Consider the following 25,289-nt stretch of genomic DNA (forward strand, 5'->3'; position numbering starts at 1 on the left):
AGCTTTTTAATTTTAATCCCGAAAAACAGGGAAGAATACATTTTTTTATTTGCCAGTAAACACTGGCTCACGTTTTTCAATAAATGCTTGGATACCTTCTTTAGCATCTTCAGAAACAAATACTTCACCGAAGCTGTTTGCTTCAGCATTTACACCATCGTAATAAGATGATGGTTTCGAGTAATTCAGCATTTGGATCGCTGCTTTAAGCGCGATTGGTGATTTTTTCGCAATTTTTTTAGCGATTTTCAATGTTTCAGGCAACAGCTCTTCATCGGAATAAGCACGGTTTGCTAATCCCCACTCAACAGCTTCAGCCCCCGTAATCGGGTCACTTGTAAACATCATTTCCGCTGCTTTTGCTACACCAACATAACGTGGTAATCGCTGTGTTCCTGCGAATCCAGGTATTAAGCCTAGTGATAGTTCAGGTAAGCCTAATTTTGCCGATGCGGTTACAAAGCGCATATGGCATCCCATCGCAAGTTCCAATCCGCCCCCTAATGCAGCACCGTGGATTGCGGCGATAACCGGTTTACTGAATGTTTCAATACGCTCGAAAACATCTTGTCCATTTTTCGCCAATCCTGTAAATGCTTCTCCTGACTGTACGCTCGTAAACTCTTTAATATCCGCACCTGCAGAGAAGAACCGTCCTTCGCCATGTAAGACGATAACACGTACATTTTCATCATTTTCTACAGCGTCTAAAAGTGCATTCACGTCTTGGATCAAGCCTTGTGAAAGTGCATTTGCTGGTGGTCTTGAAATTGTTGCAATTGCTACCCCTTCTTCTACTTTCCAACTTAGAAACTCCATCCTCTACATCCCCTTTATGCTTTTAGTGCGTTTAGCAGTAATTGCTTTACTTTCGGAGCTTGCTCTAATAAATCATATCGATTTTCATTCATTACCCAAGTTGTCGTAATTTCGTCAATTGTGCCAAACACCATTTGTCTCGCAATACGAACATCCATCGTCTGGTTGAATTCACCATTTAGCATACCTTCGATTAAAATTTGATCTAGTAAAATTAAATATTCTTTTAGAATAGAATTAATTTTCAGTCTAATCTCTTTATTCGATTGGCGTAACTCCAGCTGAGTTACTGTTGCCAAGTGGCGATCACTTGATAGAACACGGAAATGATTTTCGATCATTTTACATAACTTATCGGAAGCAGTTTCCCCACTTTTTATTATAGCCTGTAAATTCTCTACGAAAATACCCATTTTTTCCTGGAATACAGAAATTAAAATATCTTCTTTGTTTTTAAAATATAAATAGATTGTACCATCAGCAACCCCGGCTTGTTTGGCTATTTTGGAAACCTGGGCTTGATGATAGCCGTTTTCTGCTATAGCAATGACTGCCGCGTCTACTATTTGCATATATTTGGGTTTGTTTCGTTTCAAGCAGATCACCACCAAAAAAAATATGAAAACATGAATGACCATTCATTCATGTTTTCATATTATAGTTTGTTCTGCATTCTGTCAATAGTTTGCTAAACAATTAATTATTTTGCTTCTTGTTGTGCCATTTTCTGTTTTTCTTCTTCAATTAGTGTACGTCGTAAAATCTTTCCGACTGCTGTTTTCGGCAGCTCTTGACGGAATTCATAGAAACGAGGCACTTTATAAGCAGCCAAGTTTTTACGGCAATACTCGTTCAGTTCTTTGTCTGTAACTGATTTACCCTCTTTAAGAACAATATACGCCTTAACGGTTTCTCCGCGATACGGATCAGGTATACCGGCAACGACACATTCCTGGATCGCCTCATGCTCATACAGCACTTCTTCTACTTCACGCGGGTAAATATTAAATCCACCTGCAATAATCATATCTTTTTTGCGGTCAACAACATAGAAATAACCCTTTTCATCCATATAACCTAAATCCCCTGTTAAAAACCAGCCATCTGTAAATGTCATCGCTGTTTCTTCAGGACGATTCCAATAGCCCTTCATAACTTGCGGTCCTTTTACCGCTATTTCGCCGATTTCACCTACAGGCAATACTTCTGCTTCACCTGAACGTAAAATAACCGCTTCTGTGTTTGGCCAAGGTAAACCGATTGAACCGTTGATCCGATGATCCCAAATCGGGTTGGCATGTGTTACGGGAGAAGTTTCGGTTAAGCCGTATCCTTCTACTAGACGACCACCTGTCAATGCTTCAAACTTTTCCTGAACTTCCAGTGGCAATGCAGCAGAACCGCTTAAACATGCTTTAATTGATGATAGATCATATTTTGATAAATCCGGGTGATTCAACAAGCCAATATACATTGTTGGGGCGCCGGGGAATAAAGTTGGTTTTTGTTTATCAATCGTTTTCAATGCTTGCTCTGCATCAAATTTCGGCAGTAATACCATCTTGCCCTGCTGCATGACCGATAAAATTAATACCGTAGTCATACCATATACATGGAAGAATGGAAGTATGCCTAAAATTGTCTCTTCACCTTTTTTACATTTATACATCCATGCATCACACATTAATGTATTTGCAATCAGGTTTTTATGCGTTAACATAACACCTTTCGGGTAACCTGTTGTCCCCCCAGTGTATTGCAATAAGGCTAAATCGTTTTCAAAATCAAAGTCTTGCTCGATTTTATCCGTCTTGGCCATTTTCATGATTTCTGTGAACAGGTGATTCGTTCCGCTATGCTCCACCTTTACACTAAAACCATACTGTTTCTTTTGGATGAACGGATACACCAGGTTTTTCGGGAATGGCAAATAATCTTTAATTCCTGAAACAATGACATTTTCAATATTAGTTTCATGTAATATTTTCATTGCCCTAGGGTATAGAATATCCATCACTAAGATTACTTTTGCTCCGGAATCCGCCATCTGATATTGAAGCTCACGTTCTGTATAAAGCGGATTCGTCTGTACGACAACCCCACCGGCATACATCGTGCCATAGTAGGCGATAACCGCTTGCGGACAGTTCGGCAGCATAATCGCTACTCGATCGCCTTTCTCCACCCCTAGAGAACGCAAATAGTTCGCAAACTTCAATGCTGATTCATATAGCTCTTTGTACGTAAGTTCACGCCCCATGAAGTGTATGGCCACTTTATTCGGCATTGACTCAAATGCTTCTGTTAAAAACTGGTGTACAGGTATTTCCGGCAACTCAATTGAATGTGGTACTTCTTTCGGATAGCTTGCCAACCAAACCTTTTCTGTCATAAAACTCCTCCCCTTCGATAAAGCTTTACTTGTTTACATCATTATAATGAAAACTGGAAATGGTTTCAAACTATTTTCATAGATATACACATTATATTCTCGTTTATGCAATTATTTTCTCGTTATTTATTTTGACTTTTATAGTATTATTGACTATAAAACATATAGGACTATTCGTTTAGTATGGAAATATAACTTTTCCAATAAAGTTTTAAATAAATTAAATATTTTTTGGTTAAGGATAGATTGGTCGAGTGATAATAAATTTCAAAACCAGTAAAAAAAGCAAATGCACTAGCGAAATACTAGGACATTTGCTTTTATGTTTAGAGTGTCATCATGTAGTAAATGCCGACTGCGAAAAAAATGAAACAGACGACGAGTAAGATTTTCGATAATGTTTCCATGTATATGCTCCTATGAAATACTTGCTCCGATAACAAATGACAAACCGAGTGAAATGGTAAATGAGATAAATCCGACTGAACGATTGTCAGCTGCTATCTCCTCATCCACATTAAATTTCGGCGTTAAAAACTCAAATAAGAAATAGGCAAAGATTAGTAACGTAAAACCGAATAAACCCCAACCGAGCATTTCAATAAATGATGTATGCTGATTAATTGAATATCTGAAAATATTACAGACGCCTAAAATTTTTCCTCCAGTAGCTAAAGCGACCGCGACATTTCCTTTTTTTATTTCATCCCAATTTTTATACTTTGTTACAATCTCAAATAAAATCATTGATACGAATAGGCAGAGGACTACCACACTAAAATAGCCTGCTGTTTCTACGAGAGGATGGTGCCAAAAGTCTGATCCTAGCAATCCATTTTACCCCCTTTAATTATTTTCTTTCTATGTTTAATATTAGCGCATAATTTAAAAGGAGCAACAACTATTTTAGTTCTACGACTGTAACACCAAATCCGCCTTCGCCTGCTTCACCATAACGGTATGATTTAACACGCTTATGGTTTTTCAGGAAGCTTTGAATCCCTTGGCGTAATGCACCAGTCCCTTTACCGTGAATAATCGATACACGCGGATAGTTCGCCAATAACGCATCATCCAAATATTTTTCTGTGCGTATAAGCGCTTCTTCATATCGTTCCCCACGTAGATCCAGTTCCAGTTTGACGACACTATTGCGATTTTTCACATTCATCATCGGACGAGTAGCCTGCTCTTTTTCCGGTTTGACATACTCTAAATCAGATTCCGGCAGTTTCATTTTTAATATACCAATTTGAACAACCCACTCATTTCCTGCTTTTTGCAGAAGTGTACCTTTTTGTCCATAGCTCAATACTTTTACTTCATCGCCCACTTGCAGATTCTGTTTACGTTCACGGGCAGCGACAGCCTTTTGAAGCACTTTGTTATTATCAATCGGTGCTGCATTATCTAAACGCTTCTTCGCATCGATTAACTCATGCTCTTTCACCGATAATGCGGCATTTTCTTTCATTTTTCTCAGCTCTGCAATAATTGCTTCTGCTTCTTTCTTCGCCTCATCGACAATTTTGCGCGCCTTGTCTTTTGCTTTTTTCTCGAGGTTTTCCTTTTTCTCATCATAAATACGAAGACGTTCTTCCAGCTCTGCTCGGATTTTTTGTGCATCTTCGAGTAACAGGTGAGCTTCGTCCGCTTCACGTTCAGATCGTAATCGGCTTTCTTCGAGTGAAGCAATCATTGATTCTACTTCATGACGGTCAGTACCTGTAAAGGATTTTGCGTGGTCGATTACATTCGAACTTAATCCAAGACGTTTGGAAATTTCAAATGCATTTGAACGACCCGGCACACCAATGAGCAATCGATAAGTCGGGCTAAGTGTTTCTATATCGAACTCTACACTTGCATTAACTACAGATGGACGGTTATAGCCATATGCCTTCAGCTCCGGATAGTGAGAAGTAGCCATAACACGCGCACCGCGATCAACTGTTTCATCCAATATAGCAATTGCGAGTGCTGCACCTTCCTGCGGATCGGTACCTGCGCCAAGCTCATCGAATAGAATTAACGATTTTTCGTTAAATTTGCTTAAAATGTCTACTATATTCACCATATGAGAAGAGAAAGTTGATAATGACTGTTCAATAGACTGTTCATCGCCAATATCAGCAAAAATTTGTTCAAACACGGCCAATTCCGAGCCATCCAGTGCCGGAACCGGAAGACCGCATTGTGCCATAATTGTACACAGACCCACAGTTTTTAACGTTACTGTTTTACCACCTGTGTTTGGTCCGGTAATAACAATTGCTGTAACATCCCGTCCAAATTCGATCGTATTGGCTACTGCTTCATCAATTGGCAATAGAGGGTGACGTGCACGGACTAGTCGTGTATAACCTTCTTTATTCATTTTAGGCATTGTGCACTTATTCGCCTGTCCGTATTTACCTTTTGCTAAAATAACGTCCAGTTCTCCAAGTAATTGCACAAGAACGAATATTTCGTGTCCTACTTCCTGTACCTTCAAAGTCAACTCGGATAGAATGCGCTCGATTTCAGCCTTTTCTTTCACTTTTAGGCGCTGTACTTCATTGTTCGCTTGAATCACTGCATCAGGCTCGATAAATAATGTTTGACCTGAAGCGGACTGATCGTGGACGATTCCGCCATAGTGGGACCGATACTCTTGTTTAACAGGGATTACGAAACGGTCATTACGAATTGTGATAATCGCGTCAGACAGCATCTTTGTTGCATTTGAACCACGTGTGAGGCTTTCCAGCTTTTGACGCACTTTCGATTCTTCTGAACGCAATGACTGGCGAATGGAGCGTAATGCAGAACTCGCTGAATCAAGTACCGTACCATTATCATCAATACAATCGTTAATTTCGTGCTGTAATGCCGTCAAGACAGGCATTTGTTCTTTACGCTCGATAAAATGTGGAATTTCAATTGTATTTTCAGATTCGATATCTTCTATGAAATTCCGTAAAATCCGGCTAGCACGTATTGTGCTTGCGATTTCCATTAATTCCATCGGGCTGAGCATACCGCCGATTTGTGAGCGGCGTGCATGCGGACGTACATCGAAAATGCCGCCCAATGGCACATTGCCTTTCACACGCAAAATCGCAAGTCCTTCATCCATTTCTTCCAGCAGTTCAACAACTGTATCGTAATCTGTTTCCGGTACAAGTTCATCGATCGCCTGTTTTCCGATCGAGTTTGTACAAAATGCCGCTACTTGCTCGCGTACTTTATGAAATTCTAGTGTTTTCAATGCTCGTTGTTCGATCATGAGAACACCTCCTATTACTTTTCTTTATTTTTCGCAATAAATGCTTCGAACTTTTCTTTTGACCATGTGTTGACGATCAGGTCTTTTTTCAACCATGCTTTTTGTGCATATTTGACACCGATGTCCATAAAGCGCAACTGGTCAATTGCATGCGCGTCTGTATTGATGGCGATTGGTACATTTTTCTCCATTGCCAGCGTTAAATATTCGATACTTAAGTCCAGGCGGTACGGATTTGCATTGAGTTCTAAAATTTTACCATGTTCTGCCACCCATTCAATCAATAATGGCACATCCGGATCATAGCCTCCACGTTGTCCGACGATTCGGCCAGTCGGGTGGGCAATCATATGGACATATGGATTTTCCACCGCTGTTTTTAAACGCGCCATAATTTTGTCCTGCGATTGTGTAAAACTTGAATGGATCGATGCAATCACAAAATCAAGTTCTCTTAAAACATCATCTCCAAAATCTAATGTCCCATCAGGAAGAATATCCATTTCCGTACCTCTGTATAGTCGGAAATTAGGATTTGCTTCGTTAAATGCATAAATATCAAGCTTTTGCTGCTCAAGTCGTTCAGGTGTTAATCCATTCGCCACTTTTAAGTACTGCGAATGATCAGTAATGACCGCATGGGAATAACCGATATCTATTAAAGCTTGCCCCATCTCGCTCACTGAATGCGCGCCATCAGACCAAGTTGTATGCATATGAAGATCCGCTACTATATCTTCCAGCTTCACTAATCCGCTTAGTTCATCTAGACGATCGAGCTCTTTACCGTTTTCACGTACAGTCGGTGGAATAAAAGGTAAATCAAAATGCGCAAAAAACGCTTCTTCCGATTCAAATGTTACGACGGTTCCGTCTTCTTGCTCGACCCCATATTCACTAATTTTCTTGCCCATTGATTTTGCAAGCTGACGCATACGTACATTATGGTCTTTTGATCCCGTGAAATGATGTAGTGCCGAAGCGAATTCTTCACGTGTCACTAAACGGAAATCCACACTTACCGGTTCTTCACGATCCAATATGACGGACACTTTTGTATCCCCTGCGGCAACGGTTTCCAATATTGCGAGGCGCGTTAAAATTGCTTCACGTACAACTTCATATTCCTTAGTTGCCACAATAAAATCAACATCTTTACTCGTTTCCGCAACACGGCGGAAGCTCCCTGCAACCGAGAACTTCTCCACTTCAGGCAAACTTGCTAAAAGTTCGTTAATTTCCAGTACGACAGGCTCAAGCTGCCAAATAGGCAATCGTTCAGCACGAGAACCAAATGTTTCAAGTTCTTTTAAAATTTTTTCCTCTGTTTTTGCTGCAAACCCGGCAAGCCCTCGTACTTGTCCTGCCTCACATGCTGCCTTTAATGTATCGGCATCCACGATGTTCAGTTCCTGATACAGTTTTGCAAGCTTTTTACCGCCTAAACCCGGTAGTTTCATCAATGGAACGAGCCCTTTCGGTACGGCTGCCTCCAGCTCTTTCAGGACAGTCGATTCCCCGTTTTCCATCAGTTCAGTGATAACCGCTGCCGTTCCTTTACCGATTCCTTTAATTGCTGTAATATCATCGATTTCACTAAGGCTTCGTTCATCTGCTTCTAGTGCCGCCGCCGCTTTTCGGAAGGCGGATACTTTAAACGGATTTTCTGCCTGCAGCTCCATATATAAAGCTATTTTTTCCAATGTACGAATAATAATTTTTTTGTTCATCATTGTCTCTCCTTTAAAAAAGCTCCTCCCGAAAATCGAGAGAAGCATTCGCATGATTTTCAAATCAATTAGGCCTCGGCATAATGATGTCCCGGTTCGGCTAAAGATCCACGGTGCGCGGAAAAGTCAGCTGTTTAGCACAATGCGATGCTTGTTAGGTTGACTTCCTTCTTTAGTGACTCCTTTTCCGAATTTAGGACACCCGCTAAAATAAGTTAGTTTTTTTGTATATACCACCAATTTTGGAACATGCTCGTAATTAGCGGTGTATGCTCAAGTATGAGTCCTGCCAAAATCGAACTGTCGATGAATGTCTGAATCGATTCCACCGGCAGCAGTGCTACTACGTACAGTCCAATAAAAAGTACAAGATACATTTCGATGAATCCAAGAACTGCACCCAACACATAGTTTAACGAACTCAATACAGGTAAATACGTTAAAAAATCAAACATCGATCCGACAATTTGGAGGGCAATCTTCACTGCAAAGAAAATAATGGCAAACGCAAAGACGCGATAAAATGTACGGTCAACATCGAGTGAATCCAGAACGAGCGTCATTGTTGAACCTTCTGTAAATCCAGGATACGGAATCCATAAAACAAATTTTTCTGCTAGCGGCTTATAATAAATAATCGCTACAATGAGGGCAATGATAAAACTTCCGATATTAATAAGCTGAACGACGAACCCTCGTTTCGCCCCAACTATAAGACTAATGATAAAGACTGCGAGAATAATTAAATCTAACATGTATGTCAACCCTTCAAATGTTTCAATTGTATTTCTAGTTTTTCATATTGCTCTTTTAATAATAGATAGTCATGCACAGAATTTACGGCTGTTAATACAGCTAGCTTCGCTGTATCTAAAGATGGATTATGGGCACTGATTTCCCGCATTTTGTCGTCCACTAATGAAGCAACAAGACGCATATGGACCGATGATTCTGTTCCTACCATTTTATATGTATTACCATATATTTCTACGGAAATGCGATTCTTTTCTTGCTCAGCCAAAATAATCCCTCCAGAAAAAATAAGTGAACAATAACGAATAAACTTTTTTCGTTCTTTGCCCAATAAAAGATTGAAAGCAAACCTGATTGATTCTATTATATAACGATGCCATTTTCCTATTGTACATCATAACATTTCCAATTTCACTATCGCAACACCATGTGCCGAATGTTCCTCTGTAAGAAGCATACATAAGTGAGTTCCCCTTTTCTATTCAAAAAGCTATACTACATAGTATTACATCATTTTTGAAAGGATCGATTATGACAAATATTGTTTTACTTTGCAGTGCTGATCAACAGCAATCAATTCAACATTTTTATAAAGACGCTTTAATAGAACGAAAGGCTCCCGGCGTTATTTTTGCGGTAAAATTAGCGGATACGGCTATTACCGCCTATAAATCAGGAAAAGTAATGTTTCAAGGGGCAGGTGCAGAACGTGAGGCGGCACGCTGGGGGCAAGCAGGGGTTTCGCCGGCTAAAATTGCCTCCACGAAGGGTGATACACTCCCGGACAATTTTGCGGCATTATCGGTTTTAGGCTCAGATGAAACTGGAACAGGCGATTACTTTGGTCCTGTAACTGTTGCTGCTGTTTATGTTCCCGCAGATAAAATTGCGCTCGTCCAGGAACTTGGAGTAAAGGATTCCAAACAATTGACTGATGATTATATGCGACAAATCGCCCCAGACTTAATGAAGGTATGCGCTCACAGTATTTTGACACTGCGCAATGATAAGTACAATGCAATCCAGGCACGCGGGTATTCACAAGGTAAAATAAAAGCGCTGCTGCACAATCAGGCATTAAAGCATGTATTGGAGAAAATAGCACCGGAAACCCCGCAATATATTTTAATCGACCAATTTGCGGAGCGCGGAATATACTATAATCACATAAAAAATGAAAAAGAAATTGTCCGTCAAAATGTCCTGTTCTCGACTAAAGCCGAAAATCTGCATGTAGCTGTTGCTACAGCCTCGATTTTGGCGCGTTATGCATTCCTTAAAGAAATGGACCGGCTTGCCAAAGTGACCGGGTTCCCTCTTCAAAAAGGAGCGAGCGGCAAAGTCGATGAAATGGCCGCTAAAATTTGGTTGAAGCATGGTGAGGACACACTTCGTTCCATGACGAAATGGCATTTTGCCAATACGGAAAAAGCACGCAAACTTCTACAAAAGAAGAAATAGAAAAGGAGCTGTCGCCATTAAATTGGCTCAGCTCCTTCATTATTTTTCCATTACGGCAAAATAATTTTCCTCATCATCGGCAAAGTTGAACACTTTCCCGAAAGGCATCTTCATGAACTCCCCGACTGTAATTCCCTTTGCTTTAAAATCTTCATACAATTCCTCTAAATTTTGTGCATAGAACATTAATGAAGGTGTAGACAAATTCAATTCAGGAGACATCTCTTCTATTTTCTTTTTATCATGCAATACAAGGTTTGTCTGAGTTTCATCTTTTGGTGCAATCGTAATAATTCGCATGCCGTTATTGATATCGGAAACTACAGTAAATCCTAACTTTTCAGTCCAGAACTTTTTTGACTGCTCCTGGTCTTCTACATACAACATGACTTGTCCTAATTGTTCAATCATTTTTCGAACTCCTTTTTAATACAGCGTATTTCACTTTACCCAAGTATAACAAATAAAAAAACGGCAGGAGTAAAAATCTCCCGCCGTTGCATCATTTTATTTTTTTTCCGGTATATTTCCCGTAAAGTCTTCACGTTTCGTAACGTCTACACGCTTAATAAATATCGCCAAAATTAAAGCTACAACTGTAATTCCTGCTGCTACGAAGAAACTGTACGTAATCCCGTCAAGCATTGCCTGTTGCATTACTTGTGCTTGGGCTTGTGCAATTTGCTCAGCAGTCGGCTGTACTGCAGATGAAGCGTTTGCCTGCATATCCGCTGCAATTTCAGCTGCACGTGTTTTTGTATGTGAGTTGAAGATTGTTACTAAAACCGCTGTACCAATTGCCCCTGCTACTTGCTGAGCTGTATTGTTCATCGCTGTACCATGCGGATTCAATCGGTTCGGCAAAGCATTTAAACCGTTTGTCATAATTGGCATCATAACCATTGAAATACCTAACATACGGATTGTGTAAATCGAAATAATAAATAAGTAAGTTGAATCAACTTCCAAATAACCTAATCCGATCGTTGCTAATGTTGTAATCGTTAATCCGATAACCGCTAAAATACGCGGTCCAAAACGGTCGAATAATTTCCCTGTAATTGGTGACATAATCCCCATTACAATCGCACCAGGCAACATCATTAAACCTGCTTCAAATGGTTCGATTCCACGAACATTCTGCACATAGGCAGGTGTTAAAATCATACCCGAGAACATCGCTACAGATAATACCATTGATACGACAGATGCTAAAGCGTATGAAGGATATGTGTAAATACGTAAATCCAATAACGGCTGCTCTAAACGGAACTGGCGAATGATAAACCATGCTAAGCCAATTGCCCCTACTGTAATTGTTCCCCATACTTCAATTGCTGACCAGCCAGCTGAACTTGCTGTACTGAAGCCGTATAATAATCCACCAAAACCGATTGTAGACAATGCAATTGATAGTATATCGATTTTAGCATCACGGTTCGGAAGTACATCTTCCAGTTTCCAAACTGCCAATAATAGTGATAAAACAGCAATTGGAAGAATCATTTTGAACAGTACGCTCCAGTCATAATGTTCAACAATCCATCCAGATAAAGTCGGTCCGATTGCCGGTGCCAATACCATAACTAGACCGAACATCCCCATTGCCTGCCCGCGTTTTTCAACCGGGAAGCTAATTAGCATAACGTTCATTAAAACCGGTGCCATCGTTGCTGCACCAGCTGCCTGAATCATACGACCTGCCAATAAAAATCCGAAGCTAGGCGCAAATGAAGCCAATGCTGTACCGATAACGAAAATCGACATCGAAATAATGAATAAAGGTCGTGTTCTGAACTTTGTAATCAAATATGCAGAAGCAGGAACCAATACCCCACTTACAAGCATATAGCCTGTCGCTAACCATTGTACTGTTGAATAATCTTCAATATCAAAGGCAGCCATAATAGATGGTAATGCTACGTTTAATAATGTGTTATTTAAAAATGCTACAAACGCCCCGACAAATAATACGGCGATCATTAAATACGGAGGCTTTTTAAATGTTTTTACATCTTGTGTCTGTTCCATAATTTTATTTCCCTTCTTTAATCTTTCAATCTTCCTATTTCTGCACTCGAACTATTTTATACTCGGAGTCCAAAAAATTCAACAATTTTATACTCATAGTCTAAAAACATTGCGAATACTCGCTTTAAACAGTAGAATGAGAGTACAATTCAGAGTATATAGTACAGAAAAAATTCACTTTTATTACGTTATATGCAAAGGAAATCGCTTTAATTGATATGGAGGAAGTTCATGAATCAACGAAAAAGACAGGTACTTGATAGTGCATTGCAGCTTTTTATCGAAAAAGGCTTTCATGAAACATCAATACAAGACATTTTAGACAAAGCGCTTATTTCAAAAGGGACATTTTATAATTATTTCTCATCTAAAGTGGAATGTTTTAAGGCGATTATGGAACAGACCCGATACGAAGCAAGCCTACTACGTCATGAAATGCTGCTGAATCAAGATATTACCGATGAAAACTTATTATTGGAACAAATTCTCGTTCTTATGCAAATCAACAAAAAACAAAACTTAGTATCCTTGTTCGAAAATATTTTCCAGTCGAACGACAAAGAGCTACGTCATTTATTGGAACGCTATCGCCTATTGGAAATTGAGTGGGTATCCAATCGTTTTACGGATATTTTTGGAGAGGAAGTTCGTCCCTATTCCCTTGAACTTGCCATAATTTATTTTGCGATGGTTCACCATTTAACCTATTCGCACCGCCTCTTCTATAGTGAAATAATCGACCAGAAGAAAATATTGCAAATTGCCCTTCGAAATGTGAAAGCAATTTATCCTATTATGTTGGAAAACGGCGAAATCCTCGTTACACAGGACGCTCTTCAACTAGTTGAAGAGAAAACAATTTACCAGACGATTACAAAGAACGATTTAATCGAAAAGGTTCAGGGCTTCCTTGACCAGTTGAAACTGGATACTGACAATGAGGTGGGTGCACAATTCACTGAAAGTATTTTGGATGAGCTGCAGCGTAAAGAGCTACGTCTTCCGGTTATCGAAACATTGCTTAAGCCTTTCCGCGAATCATTCGCAAACACACTGCATGCCGGAGAAAATGTCGAGCTTGCAAATTTACTATGGTACTTCATTAAAAATGTGGACCAGAAGTAATGTTTGTATCTGATTCCGTTATCAATAAAAAAGTCGTATTGAACGTCATCTGTTCAATACGACTTTTTATTAGTTATTGCTCGTTGAAATGTGGACTTTCAGTTGCTTGCCCTTAATCGGCGTTGTTTTCATCGCTTTTAATACGAGATTGCCTTTACCATTTAAAATTTCCACAAACGTAGATGTATCCAGAATCGTAATAATGCCGATATCTGCAGCGGTCATCCCCGGAATTTTTGCAATTGTTCCGACAAAATCAACAGCACGCAGCTTTTTCTTCTTACCACCATTAAAATAAAGCTTCGTAATATTTGCATCAACTTTGGCATTCTTTTGTTTTTTCTTTTGTGGTCGGCTTTGCATCTTTTTGTCAAACGCCTCTGCCTTTGCCTCTACTTCTTCATGTGTCGGCAAATCAACCTTTGGAATTTTAAATCCGATCAGTTCTTCAATACCTGCAAGGAAGTCATGTTCAAATGGTGTAACAAACGTAACAGCTTTCCCTTCCTTGCCCGCTCGTCCAGTTCGTCCTGTACGGTGGACATACGCTTCTTTTTCCATTGGTAGATCATAGTTAATCACCAATGAAATATTCTCGATATCAATACCGCGTGCTGCAACATCTGTCGCTACTAAATAGCGGAAGTCTCCGCGCTTATAATCGTTCATAACAAGTAGACGGGTCGACTGATCCATACCACCGTGCAGCTTATCGACACTGTATTCACGGTCATATAAATAATCATGCAAGGCATCGACGCGATCTTTCGTACGACAGAAGATAATACACGTATCCGGATTTTCCACAACCGCCATTTTTTCAACCGCCGCAGTCTTTTCCTCGTCCTGTACTTCAATAACCGCATGCTCAATTTTTGGCGCTGCCTCTTCCGAATGGACTTCAATATCAACAGCGTCGTTTAAATAATTCGATGCCAGTTTTTTTATCGTTTCCGGTACTGTCGCGGAAAACAGCATCATTACTTCACGATGTTCCACATGGGCCAATATTGCTTCAACTTGCTCGATAAAGCCCATATTGAGCATTTCATCTGCTTCATCAAGCACAACATAACGAATTTTATCAAGCTTCAGTGTTCCCTTTTCGATATGATCCAGGACGCGTCCCGGAGTACCAACAGCAATATGTGTTTTTTGCTTTAATTCGTCCTGCTGATAACGGAACGGCTGCTTTCCATATAAGGCGGCTGCTTTAATACGTTTGTAACGTCCGATATTTGTAAATTCTTCTTTTACTTGGACAGCCAATTCACGTGTCGGTGTTAATACGAGTGCTTGTGGCTTGTTTTCGATCCAATCAATATTTTCGCAAATCGGAATTGCGAATGCTGCAGTTTTTCCGCTTCCTGTTTGTGCTTTAACAATTAAATCTTGTTTCTTTAATGCATGGGGCAACACTTTTTGCTGAACTTCAGTCGGTGTGCTGTAATCCAAATCTTTAAGCGCACGCTGTAATTCAGGTGATAATGGATAGTCGTTAAAATTAGTTGTCATATTTGTTCCTCTTTTTCTTCTTTTATATGAATGATTCCTGGATCAACAATTGCGATAAATTTTCTCGTTGCTTTTGAAAGTGAAACATTTTTTAAATGGACAATCCCTAAATTACGCTTAGGAATTGGCTGTTGGAGCTCAATTTCATGCAAAAGCCCTTTATCAAGATAATCGGTCGCAAACTCCTTCGTTACACTTGCTATTCCTAAATTAATTTTTGCGAATTCCAATACTAAATCATGTGAACCTAACTCGAATTCAGGTGAAATTGTATACCCTTGTTCCTTTAAATAGTTTTCTACATAATTACGGGAATTTGCCTTTTTCTCCAAAAAAATTAATGGCAGCTTCATGAGCATATCAAGACGGATTGGTTTTTTTGATAAATTTTTGTATTTTTGTCCGCACACAAATATATCATGAATTTCCTTACAAGGGATAACTTGAAGCTGTGGATCTTTAACCGGCAAGTTGCAGATGCCCAAATCCGCTTCCCCCGATTTGATAAAAGCTAATATTTCATTTGTAGTACCATTTAAAACCTTTAGTTTAATGCCAGGATATTTTATATGGAATGCCTCTAAATACGGCAGTAAAAAATACCTTGAAATTGTATCTCCTACTCCAATACGTAAAACGCCTGTACGCAGATTTTTAAACTCGGCAATTTTTTCTTCCCCCGCGTCTAAAATGCCAAGAGCGGAGTTAACATATTCGTGTAATAATTCACCTTCTTCTGTCAAGGTTACCCCTTTTGGTGTTCTATTAAATAAAACGGTATCAAGTTCTTTTTCAAGCTTTGAAATAGACTGGCTCACGGCCGGCTGTGTCATATATAAAGCGTTTGCTGCCTTAGAAAAGCTTTTGATTCGACTCACTTCATTGAAAATACGATATGCTTCTAGTTTTATTATCATATAAACCCTACTTATATCAGATATTAAATTTATTAATTTTACTTATATCACATGAACAGGTTATAGTAAACACTGTGAGATTAAAGCAAAGACAATTAAAATATAACTTAGAGCTATTGAAGGAGAGATTATTTTGGAACGAGTAGTAGGAACGGTTGTACGCGGTCTTCGTGGCCCAATTATTAATGAAGGGGACGATATTGTACAAATCGTTGTTGATACAGCATTAAATGCCGCAAAAACAGAAGGCTTTGAAATTGAAGATCGTGATATTGTGACAGTAACAGAATCTGTTGTTGCTCGTGCACAAGGGAACTACGCTAAAATTTCAGATATCGCATCTGATGTAAAATCAAAATTCGGTGATGACACGGTAGGTGTGATTTTCCCGATTCTTTCACGTAACCGCTTCTCGAACATTTTAAAAGGAATTGCAGCAGGTACTAAGAAAATCATTCTTATGCTAAGCTACCCATCTGATGAAGTGGGCAACCATTTAGTATCATTGGATGATCTTGACGAAAAAGGAATCAATCCATGGACGGATGTATTGACAGAAGCTGAATTCCGTGGTCATTTCGGTTTTAACAAACATACATTTACAGGTGTAGATTACATTGAATATTATAAAGAATTAATCGTTGAACAAGGTGCAGAAGTTGAAGTTATCTTCTCGAACAATGCAAAAACGATTTTAGATTATACGAAAAGCATTTTAACTTGCGATATTCACTCTCGCTTCCGTACAAAACGCATTTTAAAAGCTGCCGGTGCAGAAAAAGTTTATGGTCTTGATAACATTTTAGCTGAATCTGTAAACGGTTCTGGCTTTAACTCTAAATACGGTTTACTTGGATCTAACAAATCGACAGAAGATGGCGTGAAATTATTCCCGGACAACTGTCAACCAATCGTTGATGACATCCAAGCTAAAATTTTAGCTGCTACAGGGAAACTTGTAGAAGTAATGATTTACGGTGATGGTGCATTCAAAGATCCTGTAGGCCAAATTTGGGAACTTGCAGATCCTGTTGTATCACCTGCGTATACACCAGGTCTTGATGGTACGCCAAACGAAATTAAGTTGAAGTATTTAGCGGACAATGATTTCGCTAACCTGCACGGTGAAGAACTGAAAAATGCTATCAAAGAATATATCAACAATAAAGAAGAAGACTTAACTGGTAACATGGCTGCCCAAGGGACAACCCCTCGTAAGCTGACAGATTTAATCGGTTCTTTATCTGACCTGACTTCTGGTTCAGGCGATAAAGGTACACCAATGATCTACATCCAAGGTTATTTCGATAACTATACAAAATAAAAAACAGACTCAATTCCCTTAACAGGGGTTGAGTCTTTCATTTATATGTTGAAAGTTTTAAAAAAACGGTGCAAATTTGAATTTCAAATTTTGCACCGTTTCTTTGTTTTAGCTTAGTCTTTTATAGACTCTTTTAATTTACTTCTCTATACCTTCTGTCCAGTTGTTTACAACATCCTGGTTTGCTTCAACCCATTGTTTTGCTGCTTCTTTAGGTTTTGTTCCTGAGTAGATGTTCAGCATGACTTCTTCGATATCTTCTGTTGTCCATTCAAACGCATCTAAAATCTTGAATGCATCAGGAGACTCTTTTTCCAAGTTTTGACGAACAAATGTATGAATATTTTCTTCTCCGCCAAATACACCTTCAGGATCTTCTAAATATTTCAGATCAAAGTTGGCAAATTTCCAGTGAGGGCTCCAGCCTGTCACAACAATATCTTCTTCATTTTTAATCGCCTGTTCTAAAGCAACTGTCATCGCACCTGATGAAGATGGTTGTAATGACCAAGATTCAAGGTTTGGATATGTTTCAAGTGCTCTTTCAGCAGCCGCTACTACACCTGCACCCGCTTCAATACCAGTAATCGTTGATGCCGCTTCAGTAGTTAAATCAGCAATTGATGTTGCTTCCATATAACTTGGGACAACTAATCCGATTTTCGCACCTTTTAAGTTTGGCCCTAGATCTTCTACATCTGCACCGTATTTTTCATACTGTGACGCATGTGTAGCAGGTAACCAGCCAGATACCATCGCATCTGCTTCACCTTTGGAAACTGCTTCCCACATGATCGCATTATCCAATGGTGTAATATCAACTTTATAGCCGACACTTTCCAATACTTCTGCCACTACATACGTAGAAGCAACTTCTGAATCCCATTCTACATAGGCTAAATCAATTGAGCCTAAATCTTCTGTAGAGGCTGTATCTTTTTTCTCTGTTGTATCATCTCCGCACGCACCTAATAATAGCGCTGCGCTCAATGCTGTTGCTGCAGGCATCCATTTCATTTTTTTCATTTTACTTTCCCCCATTTGATTTTTGTTTGTTTAAACTTTGTGTTAATCGGTCTACAATAATAGCGAAGATTACTAGACTTATCCCCGCAACAAATCCATTACCGATTTGAGCTCGTTGTAAAGCCGATAATACTTCACGACCTAAACCTGGTGCACCGATCATTGATGCAATAACGACCATCGATAGAGATAATAGTACGGTTTGGTTTATACCGGCCATAATCGTAGATCTTGAAAGCGGCAGTTCTACTTTCACTAATTTTTGAGTGAATGTACTACCATAAGAATCCGCAGCTTCGATTAAATGTGTCGGAACTTGACGGATACCTAGATTTGTAAAACGTACAGTTGGTGGTAATGCGAAGATAACTGAGGCAAATACACCTGGTACGACACCAATTCCGAAAAACGCAACCGCTGGAATTAAATAAACGAATCCAGGCATTGTTTGCATAAAGTCTAAAATTGGTTTTAAGATTTCTTCTATTACTTTGGATTTTGACATTAGAATGCCAAGTGGTATACCAATTACAATCGCGATTAAACTAGAAAACAGCACGAGTGTAAATGTATTCATAAGCTGATCCCATAAGCCCTGGTTTAATATGAACAGTAAACCGATAATTGAAAAGATGGCTAAACCGAATTTTTTGCCTGTTGCGAAAAATGCCAACACGGCAATGATTAAAATAAATACATACGGCGGAATAGCTGTTAATCCGGATGTAACCAGATTCATCGTATCTTCACCGTTACTTTGAATGAAACGGAACTGGGCTGAAAAAGTATCTGTTACAATATCCATCAAATCTTCAACTTTTTCCGCTACCGGTAATGGCGTTGCTAAATTTAAAATTTTACTCATTGTCTACACCTCCGTTTTTTTCAGAGGCTAACGACTCTAAAACAACTCCACGGATCAGTACTCCGCGCAGTTTCCCTTCTTCGACGACTGCAACCGGTGTCGGAGAATCGGAAATAACCGATAGAATATCTTGAATAACTGTTGATGGCTCAACAATCGGCATATCATTGCGTAAAATTGAATGCAGTGATTTTTCACCAGATTGTGCAAGCTCCAGTGCATCATTTGCAGTAATATAGCCTAAATATTTTCGGGCTTTATCTACAGCGAGAAGTACACTTACTTTATCTTCTCTCATACGCTGCAACGCAACTTTTGGTCCTTCATGATCAATTTGAATAGTCATTGGACGAATCATCGCATTTTCTGCTGTCAGTACTTTCGAACGGTCTACATCTTCCAGGAATGAACGAACATATTCATTTGAAGGATTTGTCAAAATCTCTTCCCCTGTTCCTACTTGCATGACCTTTCCATCCTTCATAATGGCAATACGGTCACCAATACGAAGCGCTTCATTTAAATCATGTGTAATGAAGACAATTGTTTTTTGTAAATTAGCTTGCAACTCCAATAGCTCATCTTGCATCTCTTTACGAATAAGCGGATCAAGAGCAGAAAAAGCTTCATCCATTAATATGATTTCTGTATCATTTGCCAACGCCCGTGCAAGTCCTACACGCTGCTGCATACCACCTGATAATTGATCTGGATACTGGTCTTTATAGGAGAGCAACCCTGCATTCTGTAAAGCCTTTTCTGCTTTTAATCGTCTTTCCTCTTTAGGAACGCCTCTGATTTCCAGGCCATACTCTGCATTTTGTAAAATGGTACGTTGCGGGAATAAAGCGAAGTTTTGAAACACCATGCTCATTTTTTCTCTGCGGACTAGTTGCAGGCTTTTTTTATTGAGCTTCGTAATATTTTGGTCATCTATATAAATATCACCACTTGTCGGCTGAATAAGACGATTTAGTAAACGGATTAATGTAGACTTCCCACTTCCTGAAAGCCCCATAATTACGAAAATCTCACCTTCTTCAATTGTCAAACTAGCTTCATATACACCTACAGTAGCATTTGTTTCTTTTAATATCTGTTCTTTGGATTTCTCTTGCTTCACGAGCTTTAATGCCTGTGATGTATTTTTTCCAAATACTTTAGTGACTCGGTCTATTTTTATTTTCCCCATAATCCACTTCCTAAAATAATTAATTTCGTGCTAGTAACAACTTTATATTTATCTAAGGTTGTTAAAAGCAACAACTTTCATATTAATAGACGTTGTTACTAATGTCAAATTAAGAGCGCACTTTTTACTAGTCAATCTAGAAAAAAAGTCCTTTAAACAGAAAAAACTACTCCTTAAATACAACGATGGAGTAGTTTGTTTTTATTATAAATTTGACGAACTTTATCTATTCTGATTGAAAGTTGTTACTTTCTAGCTGTAAAAAGTGTTTTACATTCGAATAGCATTCTTCTTTACCGATAAAAAATAATGTATCTCCGGCAGAGAGTGTTGCATATGGACCAGGTGAAACAATCAGCTCATGATCTTTTTTGATGCCAATTATGGTAGCACCCGTTTGCTGCCAGAAATTAATCTCGCCTACATTTTTCGATATGAATGGGCAATTTTCAGTAATATCGATTTGAAATGGTACAAACGGGTTTATCGATTGGTAGCGGCTAGTCCGATTGACCATTTCTCCTAATGTATCCTGTAAATGATGCAATTCATCAATTTGGCGTTCAATACTATCGGTTAATTGCTTTTGTAGATCTCTAATTGATTTGACGCCTGCTAAACGCTGGATGTATTTAGCGGCATTTTCATAGGAAACGATGACAACACCGCTCCCCTTTGTCGCTTCGACAATATTTAAATCCTGCAGAACGGCAATCGCTCGTCTTGCAGTTTCCGATGAAACATTATATTGGGATGCCAGCGATGATCGGGCATAAATCTTTTCACCGACAACATATTTTTTTTCAACAATTTTAGCTGCAATATCTTCTGCTATTACTTGATATTTAGGCTGTTTAATTTGGATTTTTTTCTCCATTATTTGCACTCCTTTGTGCTGTGTTCATAATGCATAAGTAAAATTTCTATATTTATACTATATCGCATTATATACCTTTTTATAAAAACAACAAATAGTTCACCGATTTTGAATAATCGACTTTATTCAATTTCTTCAAATAATTTTGTAGTAAATGACACGTATTTTTTTCTGTTAAATACTAACAATAACATTATTAACTAGTTCATTCGAGTTATTTCTCCATTTTTCGACAAACTTAACACTTCAGCACTTCAACTCAATAAACTTGTTTATTATTCTGAAAAATGATGATAAGATTTTGATTATTGTAAATTAGAAAAAGGTGTATTAATGAAAAAAGTATTTAGAAAAAAACCAATCAGTGACCTTTTACTCAAAAGTGGCAACATGCAGTTACCCAAAACAATCGGTCCTTTTGATTTGATTATGTTAGGTGTCGGTGCCATTGTCGGTACAGGCATTTTCATATTACCGGGGACAGTCTCGGCGCTCCATGCAGGCCCTGCAATTGTTTTCTCCTTCACGATTGCTGCTGTCGTTTGTGCATTAGCAGCACTTTGCTATTCTGAATTTTCTTCTACTGTACCCGTTGCGGGAAGTGCCTATTCATATAGCTACATTGTTTTTGGTGAAATCATCGCATGGCTGGTCGGCTGGGCATTATTATTGGAATACGGACTCGCAACAGCTGCCGTGGCAACAGGCTGGTCAGGTTACTTCGTTTCACTGCTGGAAGGATTGAGTATTCATTTGCCGGTAGCATTGACAGGGGCATTCAGTCCTGAAAATGGTACATATATTAACTTGCCTGCGATTTGTATTATTTTTGCGATAGGTGCTCTGTTGTCATTGGGTATGAAAGAATCGACACGTTTTAATGCATTATTGGTCGCGATTAAACTTGGCGTTATTTTATTGTTTATTGCTGTTGGTGTCTTTTATGTGAAACCGGAAAACTGGACACCTTTCATGCCATTTGGAGTGAGTGGTGTTTTCACAGGTGCCGCGCTCGTTTTCTTTGCTTACTTAGGATTTGATGCCGTATCCTCGGCTGCCGCAGAGGTGAAAAATCCACAGCGGAACATGCCAATCGGAATTATCGGTTCCCTGCTTGTCTGTACTGTATTGTATATTGTTGTTTCACTTGTACTGACGGGGATTGTCCCATATACGGACCTGAACGTAACCAATCCAGTATCCTATGCAATGCAAGTGATTGATCAGGAATGGGCAGCTGGCATTATATCGCTCGGTGCTGTAATAGGCATGATGACCGTTATACTAGTCATGATGTACGGTGGGACAAGATTGTTGATGGCTTTTGCCCGTGATGGTTTAATGCCAAAAATGCTTGCACAATTAAGCAAAAAACGTAAAATGCCTGCCAAAAATATATGGCTGTTTACCGTGATTATTTCATTTTTTGCAGGGTTTATTCCATTGGATTTATTGGCTGAGCTTGTAAATATGGGTACATTGGTTGCATTTATTTTCGTCTCTGCCGGCATTCTATACTTGCGTAAAAATAAAGACTTGCCGAAGGATCGATTTAAAGTACCTTTTTATCCTGTTTTACCGATCTTATCATTTATTTTATGTATATTTCTGATTACACAACTATCCTTCCACACATGGATTGCTTGCGGTGTTTGGTTCATTATCGGGCTAATCGTCTATTTTATGTACGGGAAAAAACATTCTACGTTGAATTCTAAATCTGAATAATTGAACAGAGATGGTACAATAACCGTTCTATAACCGAAGCGCCACAAATTAGTTTCCATAATTTGAGGCGCTTTTCTATTTCAGAGGATTGATATCCAAATTTTCTGACCTTATTAAATTGTTTGTTTTTGAACCTTTTACACATGCCAACGAATTGCTATTATGAGAGATAATTTCAAGCAAGGGAGCGTCAATCAATATGGAATCAACACGAACGATCACTACCTCATCAGAGAAAACAAAAGATTTAATTATTACGAGCCTTCTTATTTCACTCGTATTCGTAGCCACATTCTTTATTAATATCCGTTTGCCGATTGCAGCAAATGGGGGGCTCGTTCATTTAGGTTCTGCCATGCTTTTTATCATCGCGATTTTATTTGGTCCAAAGAAGGGCGCTATGGCTGGAGCATTCGGTATGGCACTGTTTGATATTTTATCCGGCTGGACATTGTGGGCACCATTTACATTCATCACACGTGGTCTGCAAGGCTATATCATAGGTAAAATTGCTACAATGCATGGAAAAAATGGCGGCAGCATTATTTATAACTTTGCGGCTATTGTTATCTCGGTTCCATTTATGCTTGGCGGTTATTATATTTGTGAACGTGTTCTTTATGGGAACTGGGTTATCCCACTTGCATCAATTCCCGGAAATCTCGTGCAAAATGCAGTAGGTCTTCTTATTGCATTACCTGTATGTATCGCTTTGAAAAAACTGCCTCTTTTCAAATAAATAAATGAGGTTGGGACATAACCCAAAAAAGCTATTTTTCTCTGAGAGAAAAATAGCTTTTTTTTGCTGAGCGTTAAAATTGATTTCCATTCCGGGACGCTTTCCGCGGGCGTGAGGCCAACAGGATGTTGGTCACAAAAGCGTTGCCACAGGACGTGGCGTTCTTAGCTTTTGTTCCCAGTTTCAGGCGTCACGCTATTCCCGCAGGAAGCTTTGCTTGTAGCGAAAGGCGTAGCCGTCAGCTACACTCGCCCTCCATTCCAATCAATTTTGCAATGTATCCATTTCTTAATAAATGCTTTCCTCTTATTTAGCAATAAATCTACTTATGTCCCTGCCTCAATCTGATTTATTTTACTAATTTGCTGATTGCTTTAAATGTATCACCTTTTGCTACTTGCTGCATTTCGAATAGTGCCATTTCAACACTCGTTACGCGCGCACCAAGCTGCATCATTTTCTGAATCCCTACTTCGCGGTTACTTGCTGTTCGCGAAGACACGCAATCTGCCAGTACTTCGACTTCATATCCGTTTTCCAGTAAGTGAGCCGCTGTCTGATAGACGCAAATATGCGCTTCAATCCCAGCCAGTAAAATCTTTTTACGGCCTGTTTGCTGTAAAGCCTGTACAAATTCCTCTGTATCATAAGCACTGAATGTAATTTTTTCAATCGGTTTTTCATCTGTTAAATGCGCGGCAACTCGCTCATCTGTCGGCCCAAGTCCCTTTGGATATTGTTCAAGCCATAAAATAGGTAAATCCAATAATTTTGCCCCTTGTACCATTGTGGCGATATTATCTACAACGACCGCGCTTTCTTCAACAACTTGCGCCAATTTCCCCTGAATATCAATCAGTACTAATACTGCTTCTTCTTTTTTTAACATGAATATACCTCCCCTAAGTTGCATTCTTCTCTATTATACTGAACTTCTCCACTAAATGAATAGTAGAACCTCCATTGAAACGAAATGCATGACACTGTATAGTGAAAAGAGAAATGGAGGATTTATATGTTGCGTCTTAGTTGGCTCATAAGTATGGGCATTTCTTTATTTGGAGTATTAATCATTCAGCACTTTTTTACAGTGAAACCGGACGATGTTGCAAATGGAGGAAATCTGGGTGCACTTGGTTTAGCACTAGTTGCACCATTTATTATACTTAGTTTATTTATTACGTTTCGCTTTTTTACTGAAACAGCCAGAAACGCAAAAGATCAACTTATGCGTATAATTTATTTAGTATTTGGAATTGCGCTGTTAGTGGCGTTCATCTATTATGCCATTGATTTTTCAAACAATGTATATGCATCCCTCGGTGGTGATACGAAGACACCCGGCTCGACAATCTATCGTTTCCCCCTATTAAATGAGTATACGAATCATGTTTTCCTTAACTTTTATACGTTTGGAATTGTCCATACATTAAGCGCTTTAATCGGTGCTGTTACAGGAATGGTCAAGCCTGCAAAACCATCTCCGCAATAATAAAACCCGAATGGTCATCGAACCATTCGGGTTTT

The 25,289-nt window shown here is 39.1% G+C and carries 23 protein-coding genes; 6 read left to right on the forward strand and 17 right to left on the reverse strand.

The window, feature by feature from the left end; genetic code table 11:
* Window positions 1-45 precede the first annotated feature (45 nt).
* The 8 genes from MKY27_RS11850 to zapA form a co-directional block, all read right to left on the reverse strand.
* Window positions 46-819, reverse strand: coding sequence for an enoyl-CoA hydratase (locus tag MKY27_RS11850; RefSeq protein WP_339172421.1), 774 nt, complete (start codon window positions 817-819; stop codon window positions 46-48).
* Window positions 820-833: 14 nt separating this feature from the next.
* Entirely contained in the window at window positions 834-1,415 is a 582-nt protein-coding gene (locus tag MKY27_RS11855) for a TetR/AcrR family transcriptional regulator (RefSeq protein ID WP_339172423.1), read from the reverse strand.
* Window positions 1,416-1,519: 104 nt separating this feature from the next.
* Complete coding sequence (locus MKY27_RS11860) at window positions 1,520-3,211, reverse strand: long-chain-fatty-acid--CoA ligase (protein ID WP_339195290.1); 1,692 nt, start codon at window positions 3,209-3,211, stop codon at window positions 1,520-1,522.
* 417 nt (window positions 3,212-3,628) lie between these two features.
* Window positions 3,629-4,042, reverse strand: coding sequence for a DUF350 domain-containing protein (locus tag MKY27_RS11865; RefSeq protein WP_339172426.1), 414 nt, complete (start codon window positions 4,040-4,042; stop codon window positions 3,629-3,631).
* 70 nt (window positions 4,043-4,112) lie between these two features.
* The gene (locus MKY27_RS11870) at window positions 4,113-6,479 is read right to left on the reverse strand and encodes an endonuclease MutS2 (protein WP_339172428.1); all 2,367 of its coding nucleotides are present in this window, start codon (window positions 6,477-6,479) and stop codon (window positions 4,113-4,115) included.
* 14 nt (window positions 6,480-6,493) lie between these two features.
* The gene (gene polX, locus MKY27_RS11875) at window positions 6,494-8,209 is read right to left on the reverse strand and encodes a DNA polymerase/3'-5' exonuclease PolX (protein ID WP_339199718.1); all 1,716 of its coding nucleotides are present in this window, start codon (window positions 8,207-8,209) and stop codon (window positions 6,494-6,496) included.
* Between the two features lie 215 nt (window positions 8,210-8,424).
* A complete protein-coding gene (locus tag MKY27_RS11880) occupies window positions 8,425-8,964 on the reverse strand; it encodes a CvpA family protein (RefSeq protein ID WP_339172432.1) in 540 nt (179 codons plus the stop codon).
* Window positions 8,965-8,969: 5 nt separating this feature from the next.
* Entirely contained in the window at window positions 8,970-9,230 is a 261-nt protein-coding gene (gene zapA, locus MKY27_RS11885) for a cell division protein ZapA (RefSeq protein WP_339195292.1), read from the reverse strand.
* Window positions 9,231-9,493: 263 nt separating this feature from the next.
* Between zapA and rnhC the strand changes: the two genes are divergently transcribed.
* The gene (gene rnhC, locus MKY27_RS11890; protein ID WP_339195295.1) at window positions 9,494-10,423 is read left to right on the forward strand and encodes a ribonuclease HIII; all 930 of its coding nucleotides are present in this window, start codon (window positions 9,494-9,496) and stop codon (window positions 10,421-10,423) included.
* Between the two features lie 39 nt (window positions 10,424-10,462).
* On the opposite strand, the gene MKY27_RS11895 is transcribed toward rnhC, so the two are convergent.
* A complete protein-coding gene (locus tag MKY27_RS11895; protein WP_339172438.1) occupies window positions 10,463-10,834 on the reverse strand; it encodes a VOC family protein in 372 nt (123 codons plus the stop codon).
* Between the two features lie 96 nt (window positions 10,835-10,930).
* Window positions 10,931-12,454 carry a DHA2 family efflux MFS transporter permease subunit gene (locus tag MKY27_RS11900; RefSeq protein WP_339195298.1) on the reverse strand — a complete coding sequence of 508 codons (1,524 nt, stop codon included), beginning with the start codon at window positions 12,452-12,454 and terminating at the stop codon, window positions 10,931-10,933.
* Window positions 12,455-12,685: 231 nt separating this feature from the next.
* Between MKY27_RS11900 and MKY27_RS11905 the strand changes: the two genes are divergently transcribed.
* Window positions 12,686-13,579, forward strand: a complete 894-nt coding sequence (locus MKY27_RS11905) for a TetR/AcrR family transcriptional regulator (RefSeq protein ID WP_339172442.1) — start codon at window positions 12,686-12,688, stop codon at window positions 13,577-13,579.
* A 69-nt stretch (window positions 13,580-13,648) separates the two neighbouring features.
* On the opposite strand, the gene MKY27_RS11910 is transcribed toward MKY27_RS11905, so the two are convergent.
* Window positions 13,649-15,094, reverse strand: coding sequence for a DEAD/DEAH box helicase (locus MKY27_RS11910; RefSeq protein ID WP_339172443.1), 1,446 nt, complete (start codon window positions 15,092-15,094; stop codon window positions 13,649-13,651).
* Window positions 15,091-16,011, reverse strand: a complete 921-nt coding sequence (locus MKY27_RS11915; protein ID WP_339195301.1) for a LysR family transcriptional regulator — start codon at window positions 16,009-16,011, stop codon at window positions 15,091-15,093. Before MKY27_RS11915 ends, MKY27_RS11910 begins: the two co-directional genes overlap by 4 nt.
* A 133-nt stretch (window positions 16,012-16,144) precedes the next feature.
* On the opposite strand from MKY27_RS11915, the gene MKY27_RS11920 reads away from it, so the two are divergent.
* Window positions 16,145-17,335: a coenzyme F420-0:L-glutamate ligase gene (locus MKY27_RS11920; RefSeq protein ID WP_339195304.1), complete on the forward strand. Its 1,191-nt coding sequence runs from the start codon at window positions 16,145-16,147 to the stop codon at window positions 17,333-17,335.
* Window positions 17,336-17,473: 138 nt separating this feature from the next.
* On the opposite strand, the gene MKY27_RS11925 is transcribed toward MKY27_RS11920, so the two are convergent.
* The 4 genes from MKY27_RS11925 to MKY27_RS11940 all read right to left on the reverse strand — a co-directional run bounded on the left by MKY27_RS11925 (window position 17,474) and on the right by MKY27_RS11940 (window position 21,295).
* Window positions 17,474-18,361 carry a glycine betaine ABC transporter substrate-binding protein gene (locus MKY27_RS11925; RefSeq protein ID WP_339172447.1) on the reverse strand — a complete coding sequence of 296 codons (888 nt, stop codon included), beginning with the start codon at window positions 18,359-18,361 and terminating at the stop codon, window positions 17,474-17,476.
* A 1-nt stretch (window position 18,362) separates the two neighbouring features.
* Window positions 18,363-19,226, reverse strand: a complete 864-nt coding sequence (locus tag MKY27_RS11930) for a proline/glycine betaine ABC transporter permease (RefSeq protein WP_339172449.1) — start codon at window positions 19,224-19,226, stop codon at window positions 18,363-18,365.
* Window positions 19,219-20,418 (reverse strand): glycine betaine/L-proline ABC transporter ATP-binding protein, encoded by a 1,200-nt coding sequence (locus MKY27_RS11935; protein WP_339172450.1) that lies wholly within the window; start codon window positions 20,416-20,418, stop codon window positions 19,219-19,221. Before MKY27_RS11935 ends, MKY27_RS11930 begins: the two co-directional genes overlap by 8 nt.
* A 226-nt stretch (window positions 20,419-20,644) precedes the next feature.
* Window positions 20,645-21,295: a TrkA C-terminal domain-containing protein gene (locus MKY27_RS11940; RefSeq protein ID WP_339172452.1), complete on the reverse strand. Its 651-nt coding sequence runs from the start codon at window positions 21,293-21,295 to the stop codon at window positions 20,645-20,647.
* 333 nt (window positions 21,296-21,628) lie between these two features.
* Between MKY27_RS11940 and MKY27_RS11945 the strand changes: the two genes are divergently transcribed.
* Entirely contained in the window at window positions 21,629-23,023 is a 1,395-nt protein-coding gene (locus tag MKY27_RS11945) for an amino acid permease (RefSeq protein WP_339195306.1), read from the forward strand.
* A 199-nt stretch (window positions 23,024-23,222) separates the two neighbouring features.
* Complete coding sequence (locus tag MKY27_RS11950) at window positions 23,223-23,762, forward strand: ECF transporter S component (RefSeq protein ID WP_339195309.1); 540 nt, start codon at window positions 23,223-23,225, stop codon at window positions 23,760-23,762.
* A gap of 349 nt (window positions 23,763-24,111) precedes the next feature.
* Here the strand turns inward: MKY27_RS11950 and MKY27_RS11955 are convergent, their stop codons facing one another.
* Entirely contained in the window at window positions 24,112-24,651 is a 540-nt protein-coding gene (locus MKY27_RS11955; RefSeq protein ID WP_339172459.1) for a hydrolase, read from the reverse strand.
* 126 nt (window positions 24,652-24,777) lie between these two features.
* Here MKY27_RS11955 and MKY27_RS11960 point away from each other — a divergent pair, with 126 nt between their 5' ends.
* Window positions 24,778-25,254, forward strand: a complete 477-nt coding sequence (locus tag MKY27_RS11960) for a nucleoside-diphosphate sugar epimerase (RefSeq protein WP_339195311.1) — start codon at window positions 24,778-24,780, stop codon at window positions 25,252-25,254.
* Window positions 25,255-25,289: the final 35 nt, after the last annotated feature.

Origin of the sequence: Solibacillus sp. FSL R5-0449, from assembly GCF_037975215.1 — a bacterium.
Taxonomy (GTDB): Bacteria; Bacillota; Bacilli; order Bacillales_A; family Planococcaceae; genus Solibacillus.

What these genes read in the sequence shown, in the direction of transcription:
- MKY27_RS11850 (WP_339172421.1), bottom strand. Translation starts at nt 819, where the DNA reads ATGGAGTTTCTAAGTTGGAAAGTAGAAGAAGGGGTAGCAATTGCAACA.
- MKY27_RS11860 (WP_339195290.1), bottom strand. Translation starts at nt 3,211, where the DNA reads ATGACAGAAAAGGTTTGGTTGGCAAGCTATCCGAAAGAAGTACCACAT.
- MKY27_RS11870 (WP_339172428.1), bottom strand. Translation starts at nt 6,479, where the DNA reads ATGATCGAACAACGAGCATTGAAAACACTAGAATTTCATAAAGTACGC.
- polX (WP_339199718.1), bottom strand. Translation starts at nt 8,209, where the DNA reads ATGAACAAAAAAATTATTATTCGTACATTGGAAAAAATAGCTTTATAT.
- MKY27_RS11880 (WP_339172432.1), bottom strand. Translation starts at nt 8,964, where the DNA reads ATGTTAGATTTAATTATTCTCGCAGTCTTTATCATTAGTCTTATAGTT.
- rnhC (WP_339195295.1), top strand. Translation starts at nt 9,494, where the DNA reads ATGACAAATATTGTTTTACTTTGCAGTGCTGATCAACAGCAATCAATT.
- MKY27_RS11895 (WP_339172438.1), bottom strand. Translation starts at nt 10,834, where the DNA reads ATGATTGAACAATTAGGACAAGTCATGTTGTATGTAGAAGACCAGGAG.
- MKY27_RS11900 (WP_339195298.1), bottom strand. Translation starts at nt 12,454, where the DNA reads ATGGAACAGACACAAGATGTAAAAACATTTAAAAAGCCTCCGTATTTA.
- MKY27_RS11905 (WP_339172442.1), top strand. Translation starts at nt 12,686, where the DNA reads ATGAATCAACGAAAAAGACAGGTACTTGATAGTGCATTGCAGCTTTTT.
- MKY27_RS11910 (WP_339172443.1), bottom strand. Translation starts at nt 15,094, where the DNA reads ATGACAACTAATTTTAACGACTATCCATTATCACCTGAATTACAGCGT.
- MKY27_RS11915 (WP_339195301.1), bottom strand. Translation starts at nt 16,011, where the DNA reads ATGATAATAAAACTAGAAGCATATCGTATTTTCAATGAAGTGAGTCGA.
- MKY27_RS11925 (WP_339172447.1), bottom strand. Translation starts at nt 18,361, where the DNA reads ATGAAAAAAATGAAATGGATGCCTGCAGCAACAGCATTGAGCGCAGCG.
- MKY27_RS11930 (WP_339172449.1), bottom strand. Translation starts at nt 19,226, where the DNA reads ATGAGTAAAATTTTAAATTTAGCAACGCCATTACCGGTAGCGGAAAAA.
- MKY27_RS11935 (WP_339172450.1), bottom strand. Translation starts at nt 20,418, where the DNA reads ATGGGGAAAATAAAAATAGACCGAGTCACTAAAGTATTTGGAAAAAAT.
- MKY27_RS11940 (WP_339172452.1), bottom strand. Translation starts at nt 21,295, where the DNA reads ATGGAGAAAAAAATCCAAATTAAACAGCCTAAATATCAAGTAATAGCA.
- MKY27_RS11945 (WP_339195306.1), top strand. Translation starts at nt 21,629, where the DNA reads ATGAAAAAAGTATTTAGAAAAAAACCAATCAGTGACCTTTTACTCAAA.
- MKY27_RS11950 (WP_339195309.1), top strand. Translation starts at nt 23,223, where the DNA reads ATGGAATCAACACGAACGATCACTACCTCATCAGAGAAAACAAAAGAT.
- MKY27_RS11955 (WP_339172459.1), bottom strand. Translation starts at nt 24,651, where the DNA reads ATGTTAAAAAAAGAAGAAGCAGTATTAGTACTGATTGATATTCAGGGG.
- MKY27_RS11960 (WP_339195311.1), top strand. Translation starts at nt 24,778, where the DNA reads ATGTTGCGTCTTAGTTGGCTCATAAGTATGGGCATTTCTTTATTTGGA.